We start from the raw sequence: 18068 nt of genomic DNA, 5'->3' as shown, positions 1-18068 counted from the left end.
GTCGGACCTCCACCCGTATATCGACAGGCGTACAGGGAGCCAGAACATGGAGTACCAGGACCTCGGTGTCGCACCCATCGTCAGCGCGCAGGCCAACTCGACCCCGCTGGGCGGCTGCACGCTGAGCGACGGCGTCATCATGGCCATGGGGAACGCCGCGCGATTCCACGTCGACATGGACCAGCTCTGGCGGGCCGCGGGCAGGTTCCTCGCCGAGGCCACCGGCAGCGAGGACGCGTGCCCTGTCATCGGCGCCGCCGCCGGCATGGCGATCGCGGTGGCCGCCTGTGTCGCCGGGACGGACGCCCCGCGCATCCAGCGCCTGCCCGACCCCGGTGACCGGCCCAACGAGATCGTGCTGCAGAAGGGCCACTCCATCACCTATGGGGGTGCGCCCATCACACAGATGATCGCGCTGGGCGGCGGCCGGACCGTCGAGGTGGGCGCCGTGAACGAGACACTGCGGAGCCAGGTCGCCGGCGCCATCAACTCGAGAACCGCCGCGCTGGTGTACGTCGCCTCCCACACGCACGCGGTCCACCGCAGGCAGCTCTCGCTCGACGAGATGGTCGCCATCGGCCGCGAGCACGGCGTCCCCGTGATCGTCGACGCCGCCGGCGAAAGCGACCTGCGGAGCTGGGTGGCGAGCGGGGCCGACCTGGTGATCTACAGCGGGCCCAAGATGCTGGGCGCGCCCACCTCCGGGTTCGTCTGCGGGGCCGGCGAACTGGTCGCGGCCTGCCGGGCGCAGTACGCCGGTATCGCCCGGCCCATGAAGGTCGGCAAGGAGAACCTGCTGGGGCTGCTCCAGGCCGTCCGCGAGTACACCGCCGTCACGGAAGAGGAGCGTGCCGCGGAGCAAGCGGTGCGGATGGCCAAGCTCGCGGACCGGCTGGACAAGCTCCCCGGCCTCTCGGCTGGCGTCGCCCTGTGCGATTCGGGGCGCCTGATCTACCGCGTCCTGCTGACCGTCGACCCGGCATCGGCCGGGCTGAGCGCCGCCGGCCTCGCCGAGGAGATGACAGCGGGTGTGCCGTCCATCCATCTCCGCGACTTCAAGCTGCACCTGGGCCAACTCGAGGTCGACCCGCGCGCGCTCAGTCCCGAGGGGGAGGAAGCGGTCGTCCGGCGGCTGGAGGAAGTGCTGTCGGGCCACAGTGGCGCACGGACCGGCGCAGAGGCGGCACGATGAAACGGATCACGCTGATCGGGGCGGGATTCCTGGGAAACGCGCTCGCCCTGGGCGCGGCACGCCGTGGCTGGAGCGCCAGCGTGGTCGGTCGTTCCGACCCCTTCGCCACCAAGGACGCGGATCCCGGGCCGGGTGAGATCCGATGGCTGTCCGGCGACGGCGTCGAGCGTCTGCCGCAGACCCTGGACCAGGACGTGGACGCGATCGTCATCGCCGCGGGCGGCCGTTTTCCGGTGCCCTCGTCGGCGGCACCCGCGGCCGACGCGATCGGGACGCTCTCGCTGGTGATCGGGCTCTGTGAGGCGGTTCGCTCACTCAGCCCCGGCACGAAGATCTTCTTCCTGTCGTCCGCCGGTGCGGTGTACGCGCCCGGCGACGAGCCGAAGTGCGAGTCGGATGCAGGGGAGCCCACGTCTCCCTACGGGATGTCGCGACGCGTCGGCGAAGAGTACATGGAGTACTACAGGCGGGTGCACGGCCTGTCCACCCATTCGCTGCGCTGCGTGAACATCTATGGTCGCCTCCTGCCACGGTCGCGAGGGCAGGGTGTCGTGTCGGCGGCGTTCTGGAGCGCCCTGACCGGGAAGCCCTTCACGCTCCACGGCGACGGCCGGCAGACCAGAGACTTCATCCACGTCGACGATTTCGTCACGGCGACACTCGACCTGCTCGCATACGGCCGGGAACTCCCCGGAACGATCAATGTGGGCACCGGCGTGGGCCGTTCCATCGCCGATGTGCTCGACGCGGTCGGAGCCGCCACGGATTCCACCGTCGCGACCACTCCCGGTCCCCACGCGCACACCGACACCGGCAACCTGGCGGTCGACCTGTCGCTGCTCCGAAGCCTCATCGATTTCGAACCGCGCGACCTCGACGCCGGCATCGGACTCATGGCCCGCGACATCGCGGCCGGTGGTCCCCTCGAAAGCCCGTGACAACTCGTCGCACTGCATCGGCGTAGCCCGGAAGGGAACTGCTTCATGCCGGCCAAGGTAAGTCGTTCCGATGGATTCCTGGCATCGGCCATGACCTCGAGCACCGCGGAGACACCGGACCCCGACTCCTTCCTCGAGAAGCGCTTGGCCTCCTCCAGTTACAGCGTCGAGGAAATACCGTTGGACGCACTGCCCGACTGGCGGATCGACGACCGCCTCTCGCACGCGTCCGGCCGGTTCTTCGCGGTGGAGGGACTGTCGGTACGCACGGACTTCGGGCCGAACCCCGAATGGTGTCAGCCGATCATCGTCCAACCGGAGATCGGAATCCTCGGGATCATCGTCAAGCGCATCAACGGCGTCCAGCACTTCCTGATGCAGGCGAAGATGGAGCCGGGAAACAGCGAACTGGTGCAGTACGCCGCGACCGTTCAGGCAACCCCCAGCAACTACCAACGCGTGCACGGCGGTCGGGCCACCCCGTACCTGGAGTACTTCCAGGAGCACACCGGACGACGCGTCGTCTTCGACCAGCTCCTCTCGGAGCACGCGTCCTGGTATCTGTACAAGCGGAATCGCAACATGATCGTCGAGGTTCCCGAGCACGAGGACATCGAGGTGGCCGACGACTTCACGTGGTTGACGCTCGGGCAGCTGCGGCTCCAGCTCGAGCGGGGGAACCGCGTGAACATGAACGCGCGCACGGTGCTGTCCGGCATCTCGTACGCCGCGCAGGACGCCCCGGACTCCTACGGCGACATCCGGGACGAGTTCCGCCTCCAGGCCGTCGAGTCACACAGGGCGGGCCGCTCGAACGCCGACGTCTGCGCCGCGATGACCTGGCTCATCGACCAGAAGGCGAAGTTCAGCGTGGACGTCAGGCGGATCAGCCTTCGCGACATGGACGAGTGGGTGTGCGGCACGGACAGCATCCGCCACCGCGAGGACCACTACTTCCGGATCGTCGGACTGTCGGTCGCGGCGACGAGCCGGGAGGTCGGCACGTGGTCCCAGCCCATGCTCGAACCGACGAGCGGCAATGCCGTCGCCCTGATCTGCCAGCGCCGTGGGGGAGTGCTCCAGTTCCTCGTTCAGGCCATGGTCCAGCCCGGCCTCACGGACCGGCTGGAGCTCGCCGCGACGGTGCAGCTGACCCCGGGAAGCTACAGCGGACCGGAGGACGTCCCACCGCTCGCGGAGTACCTCGACGCACCCGAGTCCTGGATCCGCCTGAAGACCGTGCAGTCGGAGGACGGTGGGCGGTTCCTGCGCGCGGACACGACACACGTCGTCGTCGAGGTCCCCGAGGAGCACACCGTCAACGCGCCGGACAACTACCGGTGGATGCCCCTGGGCCTGCTCAACCACCTGATCAACTCCGGCTACTACGTCAACGTCGAGGCTCGCAGTCTCATCGCCTGCCTGCTCTGACTCACACCACACCGAAGGGAGATCCGCACCCGTGCCTTCATCCATCATCGACTGCGCTCCGTACCAGGCAGAACTGCTCGCTCTCGCCTCGACACTGCCGACAGTGCCGCGGGCCGACCTGTATGCCTTCTTCGAGGACGCGAAGCGGCTGGCGGAACGCCTGCCGCAGGAACTGCGCGACGGTCTGGACGATTTCAACGCCCATGGCAACGCGGACGGTTACCTGCTCCTGAGGGGTCTTCCCGTCGAACCGGACGACGAGCTGCCGGCCACTCCTGCGTCCAGCCCGGCGCCGGCGGACCGGCAGCTGCTGAACATGGAGGCCATGCTCTGCGTCGTCGGCGGGGCGCTGGGGCTCCTCACCGCCTACGACCAGGGCTACGGCAACCGCCGCTCCATCACGGTCCTGCACGAGCTGTACCCGACACCCGAGGCGCATCCCCTGTCCGGGAGCACCTCCAAGACCCAGCTCGAGTTCCACACGGACCTCTCGCACCACGCCCACCAGCCGAACTACATCCTCCTGTCCTGCTCGCGCGGCGATCACGAGGGCAAGGCGGCGACCCTCGTCGGCTCGATCCGCAAGGCGCTGCCGCTGCTCAGCGACGAGGTGCGCGACCAGCTGTTCGAGGGGAAGTTCACGCTGCGGTACGACGCCACGGATCCGGAAGCCACGGTCCGCACCAGGCCGTTGTACGGCGACAGGAGCGACCCGTACGTCAGCTTCAACCGGTCGTGCGTCTCCGCCGAGACCCCGCAGGACGTCGCGGCCCTCAGCGCGCTGTCGACGGCCCTGACGGATGTCATCGAACCGGTTCTGCTGACCCGCGGCGACCTGCTGATCATCGACAACTTCCGGATCGCCCACGGGCGTGCTCCGTTCACCGCGCGCTGGGACGGCAAGGACCGCTGGCTGCACCGGGCGTACGTCCGCACCGACCGCAATGGCCAGCTGTCGGGTGGCGAGCGCGCGGGCGACGTCGTCCCCTTCGCCGCCCGCCGCTGACCCCCCGAGGCCATGGAACTACTACTGATCGGCATGTCGCGTTTCGCCCGGCGGCGCGTGCTGCCGGCCGCCGCGTCCATCCCCGAGATCGAGAGGATCAACGTCGTCAGCGCGCACGCCGACGCCGAGACCCTCGGGCACGTCGCGAAGGCGGGCACGGTGTACACCGACTGGCGCGAGGCGCTGAGCGTCGCTCGCCCCGGCCTCGTCTACGTCTCGCTGGTCAACAGCGACCACGCGCGGGTGGTTCGCCGCGCGCTCGACCACGGGCACCATGTGGTGGTCGACAAACCGGGCTTGCCGGACCCGGACACCGCCGCGGAGATGGTGTCGCTGGCCGGGTCCTCATCGCTGGTCGTCGCCGAGGCCACCTGCTACTCGTTCCACCCGCTGTTCGCGGCGGTCAGGTCGGTCCTCGCCGACCTGGACGCCGAGGTCACCAAGGCGCTGGCCCTCTTCACTCCCCCCGTGCCGCCCGACGACTGGCGGTACGACCGGGCCAGGGGTGGCGGGGCACTGCTGGACACCGGCCCCTACGCGGTGTCCCTGGGGCGGGTGCTGTGGGGCGCGGAGCCCGAGCGGATCGACGTCATCGTGGGCGATCGCACCGCCGACGCGCTCGAGACGTCGTACAGCATGCTCGCGGGATACCCGGGCGGCCGGACCGTCGTCGGCCAGTTCGGTTTCACGACCGCCTACCAGAACACGGTCCGGCTGATGGGAAAGGGGTTCACGATCGAGGTCGACAGGCCCTTCTCCGCACCGCCGGGGACGGCGGTCGACCTGCGGGTCCAGGCCGGCGACCAGGTGTACGTGCACACCGTGGAACCCGCCGACAGCATGCGGGTGTTCCTGTCCGAGGTCCTCGCCGCGGCGAAGGGGGGCTCACGGGACTTCGACGCCTCCCTGCTCAGCGACGCCCGCGCGCTCGCTCGTCTCACGCGAGCGGCATCGCTCCCTCAAGGATGACCGGTAGCGAGAGGACACCACGTATGGGAAACACGCTTCGTCTGCTGCGGGTGCTGTGGTCGGCGGGAAGAGGCATCACGGCTGTCATCACCGTGATCCGGCTGGCAGAGAGGCTGGTTCCGGCGGCCACCGCCATGGCGGTGGGACTGCTCGTGAACCGGGTGACGGCGCTGGACGGCGCCCGGGGTCTCGGTACCGTGTTGTTGCCGCTGGCGGCGTTCGGTGCGGTGCTGCTCGTGAGTCATGCCGCGCAGACCGTGGTGGAGCCCTTGGCCTATCTGGCGCAGCAGCGGATCGACGGGGCGCATCGCGCGGCGGTGACCCGCTTGGTGGCGAGCAGCCCGACCATCGACCTGCTGGAGCAGCCCGCCGCGCAGCACCTGATCCGGCAGGCCAAGGCGGATCCCGACGAGTACACGCAGCGCACGCCGGGACAGGCCGCCCTGGCGGAGCTTGATCAGGCGGCGGACGCCCTGGGGGTCGCCGCGGCCTGCCTCGTGGTCGCTCAGTTCGCCTGGTGGCTGGTGCCGTTGCTGCTGATCCCCTCGCTGGTCTGTGTCCGGCTGCGCTACCGCCAGCGACTGGAGTTCATCCGGCTCTGGCGGGCCCAGCTCGATGAGCTCCTGAAGGCGGACCGCTGGCAGGACATGCTCGCCTCGGCAGGAGTGGGCAAGGACCTGCGGGTCTTCGGTTTCGGCGACTGGGCGGTGCGGAGGCTGCTGTCGTACCAGTTGGCCCGCAGCGAGCCCATGTTCGCCATGTGGAAGCGCCATATCCGGGGTCAGTTGTGGATGCCTCTGCTGGTGGCACCCCCTTTGCTGATCGCGATCACGGCTGTGGCGGCGGGCACGGTGAACGGGCGGGGCTCGGTCGCGACGGAGACCGCGGTGGTGACGGCCGGCGCGGCGCTGTTCACGATGGTGGGGTCGGGCGACAGCGCCCTGACCCGGCTGGCGGGGCTCGAAGCCCTCAAGGCGTACGACGAGTTGGCCGAGCTGCTCGGGAGGGACCGCCGGCGTGCGCTTCCCGCAGGCCCGGCCCGTACCGTCCCCTCCGGCCCGGTCCGTTTCGAGCAGGTCGGCTTCACCTACCCGGGAACGACACATGCCGTGCTCGACGGAGTCGACCTGGAGATCCGCCCCGGCGAGCTGCTGGCCATCGTCGGGCTCAACGGGGCAGGCAAGTCGACTCTCATCAAACTGCTCGCCGGACTGTACGAGCCGACCAGCGGGCGCATCCTCGTCGGCGACGGCCAGGACCTGTCCGAGCTGGGGGCCGAAGCCTGGCGGGAGCGGATATCCGTCGTCTTCCAGGACTTCGCCAAGTACGAACTGTCAGCCGCCGACAATGTCACTCTCGGCCGCCCCGGCGTCGTACCGGACCCGACCGTGCTGGAGACGGCGGCCCGGGACGCAGGACTGCGACCGGTTCTCGACCGCCTTCCGAACGGCTGGGAGACGCCGCTGGCACGCTCGCGCACCGGCGGCGTGGATCTGTCCGGCGGCCAGTGGCAGCAGGTGGTGCTGACCCGCGCGCTGTACGCGCTGCGTACGGGCGCGGAGCTTCTCGTGCTCGACGAGCCGACCGCCCACCTGGACGTCCGGACCGAGTTCGACGTCTTCCAGCGGCTGGCCGAACAGCGCGACGAGGCCGGTGTCGTGCTGATCTCGCACCGCCTGTCGACGGTGCGTCAGGCCGATCGGATCGTGTTGCTCGACGGCGGCCGGATCACCGAATCCGGCACCCACGACGAACTGATCGCATCCAACGGCAGCTACGCCAGGATGTTCGCGATCCAGGCGGAGCGCTTCCAGCAGGGTTACCGGCACGCGATCGAGGAGGGCGAACTGCTGTGAGACGCTACCTGGCTCTGTGGGCCGAGATGCTGAGGACGTCCTGGCGGCGGGCTCCGGCCGCCACGGCCGCGATGTTCGGTGTCTGCGCCTTGACCATCGCCGCCGCCGCCGGCATCGCCGTGTCGCTGCGGTCAGTGGTCGACGCCGGCGTCCACGGCACGTTGGGCACGGCCGTGGCGGCGGCCTGCGGCGCGGCCGTCTGCTACGGCGTGAGCGTGACGTTCCAGCAGACGATGTGGGACCTGTTCCAACTGCTGCTGGACAAGACGGGCGTAGAGCTGCGTCCGCGGATCCAAGGGTGGATCGCCGGGATCGAGGGTCTGGACCACTTGGAGCGCACCGACTTCCTGGACAGACTGGAGGGAGCGCGCACCAACAGCTGGCAGATATCCATGAGCCTGTGGCAGATGGTTCTGGCCGTACGCTCAGGACTGCAACTGGGCGTCATGCTCCTGATCCTGGGTACCGTCACCCCTTGGCTGCTGCTCCTGCTGCCCTTCGCCGCGCTCCCGCTGTGGTTCGATCACCGCGGAAAGCAGGCTGTGGTGGTCACCGAGACGGCGACCGCCGAGGTGTTCCGGCTGCAGCGCCACCTCTTCCAGCTCGGCAGCCGCGCCGACAGTGGCAAGGACATCCGCGTGGCGGGCGCCGGCGAGGAGATCGCCCGCAGGCAGGCCGCGGCCTGGGACGAAGCGACGCACTTGCGCTACCGGGCACGGGTGCGCGCCGCGGGGTGGAAGTTCGGGGGCTGGGCGGTGTTCGCAGGCGGGTTCGTCGGAGCGCTCGCCCTGGTCTCCTACCAGGCGGCGCACGGCCGAGGCACCGCGGGCGACGTGGTGATGGCCGTCACCGTTGCGTCCGGCCTGCGGCAGACCGTGCAGCAGGTGGTCGGCCGCACGTCGAGCACGCTCGCGACGAGGACGGCCATCGAGTCGTACTTCTGGCTGCGGGAGTACGCCGCCGCAGAGGCGGCCCGCACGGCCGGTACCGCCCCCGCCCCCGCCCGGCTGGACAAGGGCATCGACTTCGAGCACGTCTCCTACCGCTACCCCGGCACGGACCGCCTCGCCCTCGACGACATCAGCGTCCGCATCCCCGCGGGGACCGTGGTCGCGATCGTCGGGGAGTACGGATCGGGCAAGACCACCCTGGTCAAGCTCCTCGCCAAGTTCTACCGGCCGGACGAGGGCCGGATCACCGTCGAGGGCGCGGACCTCGCCGGTCTCGACACCACCGGCTGGCGCTCGCGCATCAGCGCCGCGTTCCAGGACTTCGGACGCCTGGAGACCACCTTCGCCGAGGGCGTCGGCCTTGGCGACCTGCCGCACCTGAACGACCGCGAACGCGTCACACGCGCGGTGCGGGACGCGGACGCCACGGCTCTCGTGGAGCGGCTGCCCCAGGGCATGGACACCCGGCTCGGGCGCGAACTCGGCGGCGTCGACCTCTCCGAGGGCCAGTGGCAGCGGGTCGCGCTCGCGCGTGCCGTCATGCGGGACGATCCTCTGCTGTTCGTCCTGGACGAGCCCACCGCGTCCCTCGATGCCCCCAGCGAGCACGCCATCTTCCGGCGCCAGATGGAACGCGCACGTCGACTCGCCGAGCACACCGGGGCGATCACCGTGATCGTCTCGCACCGTTTCTCCACGGTGACCGGCGCCGACCTCATCCTCGTTCTCGAGGGGGGCCGACTGGTCGAGTCCGGCACCCACGCCGAGCTGAGCGCTCTCGACGGAGGCCGTTACGCCGACCTGTACGGCATCCAGGCGGCGGCCTACAGTGCCTGACCGGCCGGCCGTCTCGCGTGCTGGTCCACGGGCGGACGCCTCACCGCGCCCGGTGATCCCTACGCGGGGTCGTGCACGCGCCGCCGAGAGCGAGGGGCGCGTACGGGGGCGCGTCCGAGGTCGGTCACGGGCGCGGTGTCCGAAGCGCCAGCGTGGTCAGTTTCAGGGCCAGCTCGACGGCTTCGTCCCGGACCAGCGGGCACTCCACCGTGTCCTGGCTGTCGGTGGGTACGTCGAGGATGTCGATGGGCAGGCCGTCACCGACCTCCTTCATCTCATGGGGGCTCAGCCTCAGCCTCAGCACCCCATAGGTCGCGTCGAGGCTCGCCACGGGCGCCAGGTGCCGGTTGGCCGAGTCCAGAATCAGGACGACGTTGCCGAAGCCGTCACCGTCCCGGGTGAGGCCGGGCTGGATGTGGACGCGGGGGATGGCGGCCACGCCCTTCAGGTACGCCACGATGCGACGGGTCGTGTCCTGTTCCATCCCTCGGCTGTAATAGACGTATCTCTCGATGTCGGACCACGGGTGCGGGCTGCCCTCCTGCTCCACCGGGTCCGGCCGTTCCTCGGGTTTCGCTGCTCGCTCGGTGCGCCGCAGGTACTCCGAGATCTCCTCTGGTGTTCCCTCGATGATCCGCAATGCTTCTCTCCCTGGATGGGGCCCTGGGTCAGGTGACGCAGGCGGCCGGGTGCGGGGGACGCCCCGGCGGGCCGCGCCGGAGTGGTGGTCGCAGGGCGTCGCGAGGCTGCCGCCCTTGGCCGGCCTCGGCCGCCGGATGTCCTAGCGGTCTGCCGAAGACGCTTCCGGGTCCGGGAAGAAATAGGGGTCCCCGAACGAACGGCGGGCCTCCACAGCCGTCTTGGCCGCACTGTCGACCGCGCCGTCCCGGGCAGCCTCGAACGCCTCGGCGATCAGGCCCATCGACGTCTCGGAGGCGCCCTCGAACGTCACCTCGTTGGCGCCCAGCCGGAAGACGGGCCGCGAGAAGCCCGGCATGTCCGGCAGGATGTTGACCCGGACGCCGGCTTCGGCCAGGGCGGCCGAGAGCTTGTTGGTGGTGCCTTCGTCGCCGACGTCGACCCAGATCTGATGGTTGTCGGTGATCCCGTCGCCGCTCCGCGCCACCTCGAAACCCCGCTCGGACAGCTCCGCACCGAGTCGTCGGGCGTTGATGACGACCTGGCGGGCGTAGGCGGGACCGAAGTGCTGGAACTCGCGTGCGGCCAGGCCCAGGGACAGCGTCGCGGCGAAGTGGTGACTGCTGAGCAGCACGAACTGCGCGTCCTTGATGAGCCGGCGCACGTGCGGCAGCCGGGTGAACAGCACACCCTTGTGCGGTCCGGGGAAGCTCTTGTGTGTGGAGCCTCCCCAGGACGTCGCCCCCAGGTCGAGCGGGTTGGGCACCACTCCGCCGAGGACGAGGCCGAGCGTGTGGCTGGCGTCGACGTGCAGCAGTGTGTCCGGGCTGTGCTCGGCGAGGCAGGCTGCGACAGCGGCGACGTCCAGCAGGTGAAGACTGTTCTGCAGGTCCAGGTAGACCAGGGAGACCTTCTGCGAGGCGAGGATCTGCCGCAGACCGTCGAGATCCACGGCGCCGGCCTCCACCGCGACCGTGGCGGGGAGGTAGCCGAAGCGCCGGATCACACTCGCGGTGGCGTAGTGGCCGCCGCTCTCGGGAGCGACGCAGACCACGGTGCTGCCCGTCGCGCCGCCCAAGCCCGAGATCGCGATGATCATCGCGCTCAGCCCGGAGACCGGGCGCAGATTGACGAACGGAGCGTCGGCCAGCGCGGACAGACTGCTGTGCGCCACATCCGTCTCGATGTCCGCGATGCCCTCGCCGCCGCGGAACTGCCAGAATCCCGGATCGTGGTCCTCGTTGAAAAAGTACCGGTTGTAGAAATCGAGTTGCAGCGGCATCTGCGCCAGGGGCGAGAGCCGGTTCTCGCTCGGAACCAGGTTCAGTCCGGCCCGGCTGTGCTCATGGCCGACGCGCAGACGTCGGGCCAGGTCGTAGAGATCACGAGCACACTCTTCGCGTGACTCGGCGTCAGGGACGGCATTTCTACTTGCAGACACGTTACCCCGCATCACAGAGCGGCCTGGGACGGCCGACAGCACTTGGATGGACCCTGCCGGCCATTTCTGACTTCTCAGTACAGAGGCGCTTTCCTGTGGAATATCAGAGCGCCCTGACGAGTGAATAGAATGTCCCATCCGGGACGAACGAGTGGAACGATCCGGAGGATCAGTCGACAGTGATCGGAAAGTACTCAGGGCCTATGTCGACTGTCAAGAGTGATGATCGACGATCACCGCGTGCTCACTTGCTCTGAAACGCGGGAGGCGTCCTTCCCGGTTCGGAGACCCCGTTCAAGGCGGGCCTTGACCGGGTGGAAGGCCGAGCCTACGATCTTGGAAGTCTTGCTCCGCATGTGAGCGGACACCGGCCGACGGCTCCATGAACCAACCGCCTTTCGGCGGCATTTCCACGTGCACCCGGCAACTTCGAGCGCACGAAAGCCGCGCGTAATCCATTCTCGATGTGCCCACGGCCGAGTTGCTCCGGCACGTGCGGGCACAGGTCATTCATCCGGACGACGCGGAGCGGGTGTACCACCGCACGACCGGCATCCGGCCCAGAGGGACCGCGCAGACGTCCGGCCGGCGAGGCGAACTTCTGAATCCGGAGGGCCGATCATGCCGAACAGCACGCTGTACACCGTGGACTACACCGACAGCGACGCCACTCGGATCATCCGCGTGGCAGGTCCGCAGGACGGCGCCGCGGTGGCCGATCAACTCGAACGCTTCGGTTTCGCTGTCATGGAACCGACCGAACTCACCCCGTCGACCCAGGCATTGGAGACCCTTGCGGACTGGTTGGACCTCGGGGAGCCGTACATCCCCCTGATGTACCGCCGCAGGGCCGATTCGAAGCCGTACGTCTACGCCGACATCGTGCCGCGGGCCGACAGCAACCACCCGGGCTTCGGCTCCGACCAGGCGCAGCCGTTCCATGTGGACGGGCTGTTCGACCCGGTGGGTGCCATCCGGTCCTCGATGCTCTACTGCGTACGACCAGCGGTCGAAGGCGGCCGGACGATCGTCTTCAACGCGTCGGCCGTGTTCATGGCCCTGAGGGAGCAGGATCCCGCCGCGGCGAAGGTGCTCCTGGGGGAGGGGGTGCTGGAGCGCCTCGCCACGATTCCGGATGTGCGCGGCAGCGTGCACGCCGCGGCCTTCGCCTACGACGACAGCGGTCTGCTCATGACCCGGTACTCCGACGGAAGGACGGAGCGATGGCACGCACCGGTCGGTGAAGAGGCCGAGCTGGACCGTGCGTTGTCCTATTTCCGGGCAGCGGTCAAGGAGCCGCGGTACTGCGCGCCGATCCGGCTCGGTGCCGGGCAGTGCCTGATCATCCGCAACGACCGGCTGTCGCACGCCCGCGAGGATTTCGTCAGCGATCCCGAGCAGCCGCGGCATCTGGTGCGCGGTCTCTACCGCCGGGCTCCCGGTGGGGTTCCGGCGGTGAGTGGCGTGTAGGACCGGCGTCGGACCCGGCGGCACGGCAACGGAGCCGACCGTGCGCCCGGCTCGTCCCGGCCAGGGCGGCGCACATCCGCCGCCCTGGCCGCCGGCGCATCGGCTCATGACCGGGCGGCCAGGCCGGGCGTCCTCGGCTTCGCCGCCGATCCGCTCACCCGTCCGCGGCCGGTGCCGCACGTCCTGCCTCGTACTCCCGTACGGCCAGCTCCTCCATGTCCTCGAGGAACTTCACGATGTCGCTGCTGGAGAGCACCGTCGTGTCTGCCCTCAGCGACACGATGATTTCCTTCGAATAGGTGCTGGCCCTCAAGAAGAATCTCCGTCCGGTCCGGTCCTGCGACGTCCCGAGCTCCTTGACGATCCGAGTCCGATGCCGCAATTCCTGTACGAACTCCGCACCGGCCGGGCTCTCCGGCTCCGCCGCACCCGCGCCGGCTTCCAGATCCACGTTGACGTTGCAGGACAGATCGACGCGTTCCCCGCGTTGCCGCTCGGCCTCTTCGACGGCAGCCGCCACCGCGGTCGGGTCCCATTTGGCCGACGCGTACGCCGACAAGCCGGCACTCCAAACCCTCTGTACAACTTTTCGAAAATCGCCCCCGGACAGGTCGACGGTCACCGGACTGTCCTGGGAAACCGTGCCGGTGGCCATTCTGTCCCTGGCGGTGAAGCGATTGTGGCAGCCGAGCAGAAAGAATGCTCTGGACTGGCCGCCCAGATCGCCCATCGCTATCGATGCGACAGCCAGAAAGACAACTGTCGGAGTAACGCGCAGGCGACGGGCCAGGGCGTGGATCGCGATGGACAGCGCCTCGGATCCGATATAGATCTCCTGGAAACGCGACGACTCCGGGGTGGCGGCGCGCCCGGCGAGCATGTCCACCGGAGCATGGGCCAACTGCGCTCTCCAATGTTTCAACGCCCGCTCGGAGACTGCCCGCCCCCTGGGTTCCTGCGCACGCTGGGCCTCATCAAAAGGGTGATCCCTTGCGGTGACCGTGCCCCGCGCTCCGTCGGGAGATGCCAGCAGCTGCTTCATCTCGCTCACGACATTCCTCATGTCCCATATGTCCGCGGCCAGGTGGAATATGACGAGGATCAGGAACCGTGGGCTGGATCCGCTCGCGATGATGCCGGCCCGGACGGGGAACTCGTCGAGCGAGAACGGGGTCCCCTGGAGCCGTTCGGCGAGGGCGCGAGCAGCTGAACGAGCCTCCTCGGCCGGGAAGGACTCCTCGACCACGCTGAGGGAACCGCCCATCGGAACGTGCTGGTACGGCACGCCCTGCGAGTCTGTCGGGTATGTGGTCCGAAGGGATTCGCGATCCTCGATGAAGTCCCGCAGGGCGCCGAGAACTCCCGGCAGGCCGACGCCCTCCGGAACCTCGATGACGGCCTTCAGGTTGAAGTGTTCGTGATGAGGGGCGAACCATTTCGCCTCGTCCCAGATGCATTGCTGCCCCCAGGTGAGCGGAGCGTCGCCTGTCCGATTCCCGGTGAAACGAATTTCGTGATATGTCATCAAGAATCCCATGCAGAGGAACTTCAGTCGGGCGTGTGGTCTCTCGGGCTTCATCGACGGAATGTCCGCGGGCCACGGTCAGTCGTCGATCGCCTGGTAGGCGGCCCTCCAGAAGCGGCGGAAGATCGGCAGCCCCCACGCCTCCGTGAACTGGAGGATGAGCATCGTCGTCATCCCCTCGGCGGGGTCGTTGAACCAGGCGGTGCCGTACTTGCCGTACCAGCCGTAGCTCCCGGCCGAGGGGCCGAGGGGCGTGCGTCGGGTGTTGATCCCCACCCCGAAACCCCAGCCGAGGTTGCCCAGCTCCTCGAAGTACCCCGGCGGCCAGACGAACGTGGAGACCGCCTTCTGCGCTGGCGTCAGGTGGTCGGTCGTCATCAGCGTCACCGACGACCGCGAGAGGACCCGTCTGCCGCGGTGGGTGCCGCCGGCGAGCAGGGCGGAGGTGAAGGCGAGGAAGTCGGCGGGGGTCGAGACGAGTCCGCTTCCGGCCGCCTTGAACGCCGGTGGGCGTTTCCAGAGCCCGTCGGGGCCGTCCTCGACGACGAGCGCGCCGGTGGCGTCGTCGCGCGTGTACGCGGTCGCCAGCCGGCCGACGCTCTCGCCGCCCACGCTGAGGGCGGTGTCCTTCATCCCGAGCGGCTCGCAGATCCGCTCGCGCAGGGCGTCCCCGAGAGACATGCCGGTGGCGCGGGCGACGAGTACGCCGAGCGCGATGGGGGCGATGTTGTACATCCAGCGCTCACCGGGCTGGTGGACGAGCGGCAGCGTGCCCAGGCGGCGGATCCACTCGTCCGGCGACGGCGGGGGATCGCCCGGGCCTGCCCCGTGCTCGAGCGCGTTCAGCGCGTCGGAGATCGGGACCGTTCCCGGTTCGGCGAGGACCGTGCCGGTGCCGAGGCGGCAGGTGAGCAGATCCCGCAGCGTGACCGGACGTTTCGCCGGGACGGTGTCGTCCAGTGGCCCGTTCGGATCGGCGAGCACGGTCATGTCCGCCAGTTCCGGGAGGAGCGCGTCCACCGGGTCGTCGAGGCGGAGCGTGCCGTCCTCGACGAGCGTCATCACGCAGGCGGCGACGATCTGCTTCGTCCACGATGCGATGCGGCAGACCGTGTCGGCGGCCATCGGTGTCCGCGAGCCCGGTCCCTCGAAGGCGAGACAGCCCACTGCCTCGACGTGGATCTCGCCGTGGCGGGCGACCACGGCAATGGCGCCCGGGCCGAGGCCGGCATCGACGTGGCGCCTGAGGACATCTCCCACACGGGTCAGCCGTGCCGAGGAAAGACCACCTTTGGCCACTTCCTCCTCCTTGCTCGTCGCTGTTCATCTGCGCTTGTGCTGCTCTGTCATGTGACCGACGTGAGAGGGCCGCCGCGCGCGGTTCCAGCCCCGTCACCGCGTCCTGGCTGCGGCGAGGACGGCGCGGCACCCCAACACCCGTGCCAGGTGCGCCCGGTACTCGGGGGAGACACCCGGACCGGACGTCGGCGAGGTGCCCTCGGCCATGGCCTCGGCGGCCCGCGCCACGCTGCCCGCGGTGGCGTCCGCACCCGCCAGGGCCGCCTCGGCCGCGGATGCCCGCAGAGGCGTGGCGCCCATGTTCGTCAGTCCGATCCGCGCCTCGGCGATACCGCCGTTCTCACGGCGTACCGCCACGGCCACGCCGACCACGGTGGAGGCCTGCGCCGAGAACTGGAACTTCTCGTAGTGGAAGCCCCAGTCCGCCCCCAGCTCGGGTATCCGGATCTCGACGAGCAGTTCGTCGGGCTCCAGAGCGGTCCTCAGGCAGCCGACGAAGAACTCGGCCGCCGGGATGGTGCGCCGCCCGCGCGGGCCCTCCGCCACCAGCTCGCCGTCCAGCGCCAGCACCACCGAGGGCAGGTCGCCGGCCGGGTCGGCATGGGCGACGGAGCCGCCGAGAGTGCCGCGGTGGCGTACGGCGGGGTCACCGACCGTCTCCGTCGCGGCGGCCAGCAGCGGGGCGTGACGTCGGACCAGCGTGTCGTGGAGGACGTCGTGGTGGGTGGTCATGGCGCCGATGACGAGCCGGCCGGCCTCCTCCCGGACGCCGCGCAGCTGCGGCACGCGGCCCACGTCGACCACCGACTTCGGCACGGCGCGCCGCAAGCGCATCATCGGCAGCAGGCTCTGGCCGCCGGCCAGCACCTTCGCCCCCTCGCCGCCCTCGGCCAGCACACGGACGGCCTCCTCGACGGTCGTCGGGCGGGCGTAGTCGAACGCCGCGGGGATCATGCCGCTCCCTTCTGGTCCGCAGGGTCCTGCGTGTGGTCCTGAGCGGCGGAGCCGCGTGCCGGACCACCCGGGCCGCCGCTCGCCGCGCCGCCCCCACCACGCGCCTCGCGCAGCGCCCGCTGGAGCCGGTGCGGACCACAGAGCATCGGCACGTCGCTCATGCCCGGCGGACGCGGCGCGTCCACCACCGTGAACTCCGGCAGGTCCGGCACGGAGGGGACGCGGATGTCCTCCGTGCGACCCGCCCGCGTGGTGGGCTTCATGGTGGTCACGTCCGCGACTCCTCCACGCAGGCGGACGCTTCCCGGCCGGGCGCCGCGGCGCGCACGGCCTTGACGATGTTCTGGTAGCCGGTACAGCGGCAGAGGTTGCCCTTCAGCGCGTGCCGGATCTCCTGTGGGCCGGGGTCGGGGTTGTGCCGCAGCAGATCGCGGGCTGCCATGATCATGCCGTGAGTGCAGTAGCCGCACTGCACGGCGTGCTGCTCGTGGAAGGACCGCTGGAGCGGGTGCTGTGCGCAGTCCTGGGCGAGCCCCTGGACGGTGGTCACCTCGCACCCGTCCGCCTGGACCGCCAGGACCAAGCAGCTCTTGGCGCTCATCCCGTCCAGATCGACGGTGCACGCCCCGCAGTTGCCGGTGTCACAGCCGATCTGGATGCCGGTCAGGCCCAGCCGGTCCCGTAGATGGTGAACGAGCAGGAGCCGGGGTTCCACCTCGTCCTCGTACACCGTGCCGTTCACGTTCACGGATATGCGGTTCATGTGCCCTCCCTCGGGGATGGGTGAGCGCCGCCGATGGGGTAGGACGCGCGCCACGCCAGGACTCGGACTCCGAGCGCTACGGCCTCGGCGGTCTGCCGGTACCGTCGTCACGGTCGGCCTGGCCCGGCGCCGTGGGGCCGGCGATCGACGACCGGAAGATGCCGTCGATCATCAGCATCTGGCCGGTCGCGTCGTCGCCGCTGTGGTTCTGCTCCAGGGCGACCACGGAGAAGCCCCGGGCGGTCAGGAAGTTCAGCATGTCGTCGAACGTCGGCGCCTCGTGGTGCAGATCGGCCAGCGGCAGTTCGAGTTCGAGCAGCGCGACGCGGTCCAGGAACGGACCCGCACCCTTGAGGACGGACAGCTCGGCGCCCTCCACGTCCAGCTTCAGGTACACCCGGCGGCCGTCGAGGCCCAGTTCATTCCACAGTGAGCCCAGCGATCGCATGGGAACCAGCTCGGTACCGGCCTCGACGTCGGCCGGCCACATGCGGGAGTGGAGGTCGGTCCGCCGGAAGACCGACGAGCCGAGCGACGTGCGGGTCAGGTGCAGGAGGACTTGGCCGTCCTCCGGCCCGAGCGCCACGTTGTGGCAGTGCCAGTCGTCGTCGGACCGGGCGACTTCGCGCAGCACGTCGAAAGTCCCGGACGCCGGCTCGAACGAGATGATCTCCCCGTCAAAACCGCACTGGCGCATCCACTTCCCGAACTGACCGCCATTCGCACCGCCGTCGATGACCACATCGATGTCGCGGAGAAGAATGCGTCGTCGTTCCTGCGACGTCATCAGATGTGCGG

At 69.5% G+C, this 18068-nt stretch carries 16 protein-coding genes; 8 read left to right on the top strand and 8 right to left on the bottom strand.

From position 1 onward, the window contains the following. Positions 1-46 precede the first annotated feature (46 nt). The 7 genes from ACIPRD_RS13625 to ACIPRD_RS13595 all read left to right on the top strand — a co-directional run bounded on the left by ACIPRD_RS13625 (position 47) and on the right by ACIPRD_RS13595 (position 9179). Entirely contained in the window at positions 47-1192 is a 1146-nt protein-coding gene (locus ACIPRD_RS13625; protein WP_401562812.1) for a hypothetical protein, read from the top strand. Next, a complete protein-coding gene (locus ACIPRD_RS13620; protein WP_401562811.1) occupies positions 1189-2130 on the top strand; it encodes an NAD-dependent epimerase/dehydratase family protein in 942 nt (313 codons plus the stop codon). The genes ACIPRD_RS13625 and ACIPRD_RS13620 overlap by 4 nt, the downstream gene beginning before the upstream one ends. A gap of 90 nt (positions 2131-2220) precedes the next feature. Then, positions 2221-3561, top strand: a complete 1341-nt coding sequence (locus ACIPRD_RS13615) for an NDP-hexose 2,3-dehydratase family protein (RefSeq protein WP_401562809.1) — start codon at positions 2221-2223, stop codon at positions 3559-3561. 31 nt (positions 3562-3592) lie between these two features. Next, positions 3593-4567 carry a clavaminate synthase Cs1 gene (gene cs1, locus ACIPRD_RS13610; protein ID WP_401562807.1) on the top strand — a complete coding sequence of 325 codons (975 nt, stop codon included), beginning with the start codon at positions 3593-3595 and terminating at the stop codon, positions 4565-4567. 12 nt (positions 4568-4579) lie between these two features. Continuing rightward, complete coding sequence (locus ACIPRD_RS13605) at positions 4580-5536, top strand: Gfo/Idh/MocA family protein (protein ID WP_401562805.1); 957 nt, start codon at positions 4580-4582, stop codon at positions 5534-5536. Between the two features lie 23 nt (positions 5537-5559). Further along, the gene (locus tag ACIPRD_RS13600; protein ID WP_401562803.1) at positions 5560-7392 is read left to right on the top strand and encodes an ABC transporter ATP-binding protein; all 1833 of its coding nucleotides are present in this window, start codon (positions 5560-5562) and stop codon (positions 7390-7392) included. Next, positions 7389-9179: an ABC transporter ATP-binding protein gene (locus ACIPRD_RS13595; RefSeq protein WP_401562801.1), complete on the top strand. Its 1791-nt coding sequence runs from the start codon at positions 7389-7391 to the stop codon at positions 9177-9179. Before ACIPRD_RS13600 ends, ACIPRD_RS13595 begins: the two co-directional genes overlap by 4 nt. A gap of 124 nt (positions 9180-9303) precedes the next feature. Here the strand turns inward: ACIPRD_RS13595 and ACIPRD_RS13590 are convergent, their stop codons facing one another. Beyond that, complete coding sequence (locus ACIPRD_RS13590) at positions 9304-9819, bottom strand: hypothetical protein (RefSeq protein ID WP_356401317.1); 516 nt, start codon at positions 9817-9819, stop codon at positions 9304-9306. A 141-nt stretch (positions 9820-9960) separates the two neighbouring features. Next, complete coding sequence (locus ACIPRD_RS13585) at positions 9961-11271, bottom strand: hypothetical protein (RefSeq protein ID WP_401562799.1); 1311 nt, start codon at positions 11269-11271, stop codon at positions 9961-9963. Positions 11272-11880: 609 nt separating this feature from the next. Here ACIPRD_RS13585 and ACIPRD_RS13580 point away from each other — a divergent pair. Next, positions 11881-12729 (top strand): TauD/TfdA family dioxygenase, encoded by an 849-nt coding sequence (locus ACIPRD_RS13580; protein WP_401562797.1) that lies wholly within the window; start codon positions 11881-11883, stop codon positions 12727-12729. A gap of 154 nt (positions 12730-12883) precedes the next feature. On the opposite strand, the gene ACIPRD_RS13575 is transcribed toward ACIPRD_RS13580, so the two are convergent. The 6 genes from ACIPRD_RS13575 to ACIPRD_RS13550 all read right to left on the bottom strand — a co-directional run bounded on the left by ACIPRD_RS13575 (position 12884) and on the right by ACIPRD_RS13550 (position 18057). Beyond that, positions 12884-14266, bottom strand: coding sequence for a condensation domain-containing protein (locus tag ACIPRD_RS13575; RefSeq protein ID WP_401562795.1), 1383 nt, complete (start codon positions 14264-14266; stop codon positions 12884-12886). Between the two features lie 66 nt (positions 14267-14332). Continuing rightward, positions 14333-15553: a serine hydrolase domain-containing protein gene (locus ACIPRD_RS13570; protein WP_401562793.1), complete on the bottom strand. Its 1221-nt coding sequence runs from the start codon at positions 15551-15553 to the stop codon at positions 14333-14335. A gap of 93 nt (positions 15554-15646) precedes the next feature. Beyond that, complete coding sequence (locus tag ACIPRD_RS13565; protein ID WP_401562791.1) at positions 15647-16507, bottom strand: FAD binding domain-containing protein; 861 nt, start codon at positions 16505-16507, stop codon at positions 15647-15649. Continuing rightward, the gene (locus ACIPRD_RS13560; protein ID WP_401562790.1) at positions 16504-16779 is read right to left on the bottom strand and encodes a hypothetical protein; all 276 of its coding nucleotides are present in this window, start codon (positions 16777-16779) and stop codon (positions 16504-16506) included. The genes ACIPRD_RS13565 and ACIPRD_RS13560 overlap by 4 nt, the downstream gene beginning before the upstream one ends. Further along, complete coding sequence (locus ACIPRD_RS13555; protein ID WP_401562788.1) at positions 16776-17270, bottom strand: (2Fe-2S)-binding protein; 495 nt, start codon at positions 17268-17270, stop codon at positions 16776-16778. The genes ACIPRD_RS13560 and ACIPRD_RS13555 overlap by 4 nt, the downstream gene beginning before the upstream one ends. A gap of 76 nt (positions 17271-17346) precedes the next feature. Beyond that, positions 17347-18057, bottom strand: a complete 711-nt coding sequence (locus tag ACIPRD_RS13550) for an FkbM family methyltransferase (protein ID WP_401562786.1) — start codon at positions 18055-18057, stop codon at positions 17347-17349. Positions 18058-18068 lie beyond the last annotated feature (11 nt).

Source organism: Streptomyces sp. NPDC090108 (assembly GCF_044747185.1).
Taxonomy (GTDB): Bacteria; Actinomycetota; Actinomycetes; order Streptomycetales; family Streptomycetaceae; genus Streptomyces.
Note: the sequence above shows the minus strand (reverse complement) of the source record. Positions and strands in the feature narration are given on the sequence as shown.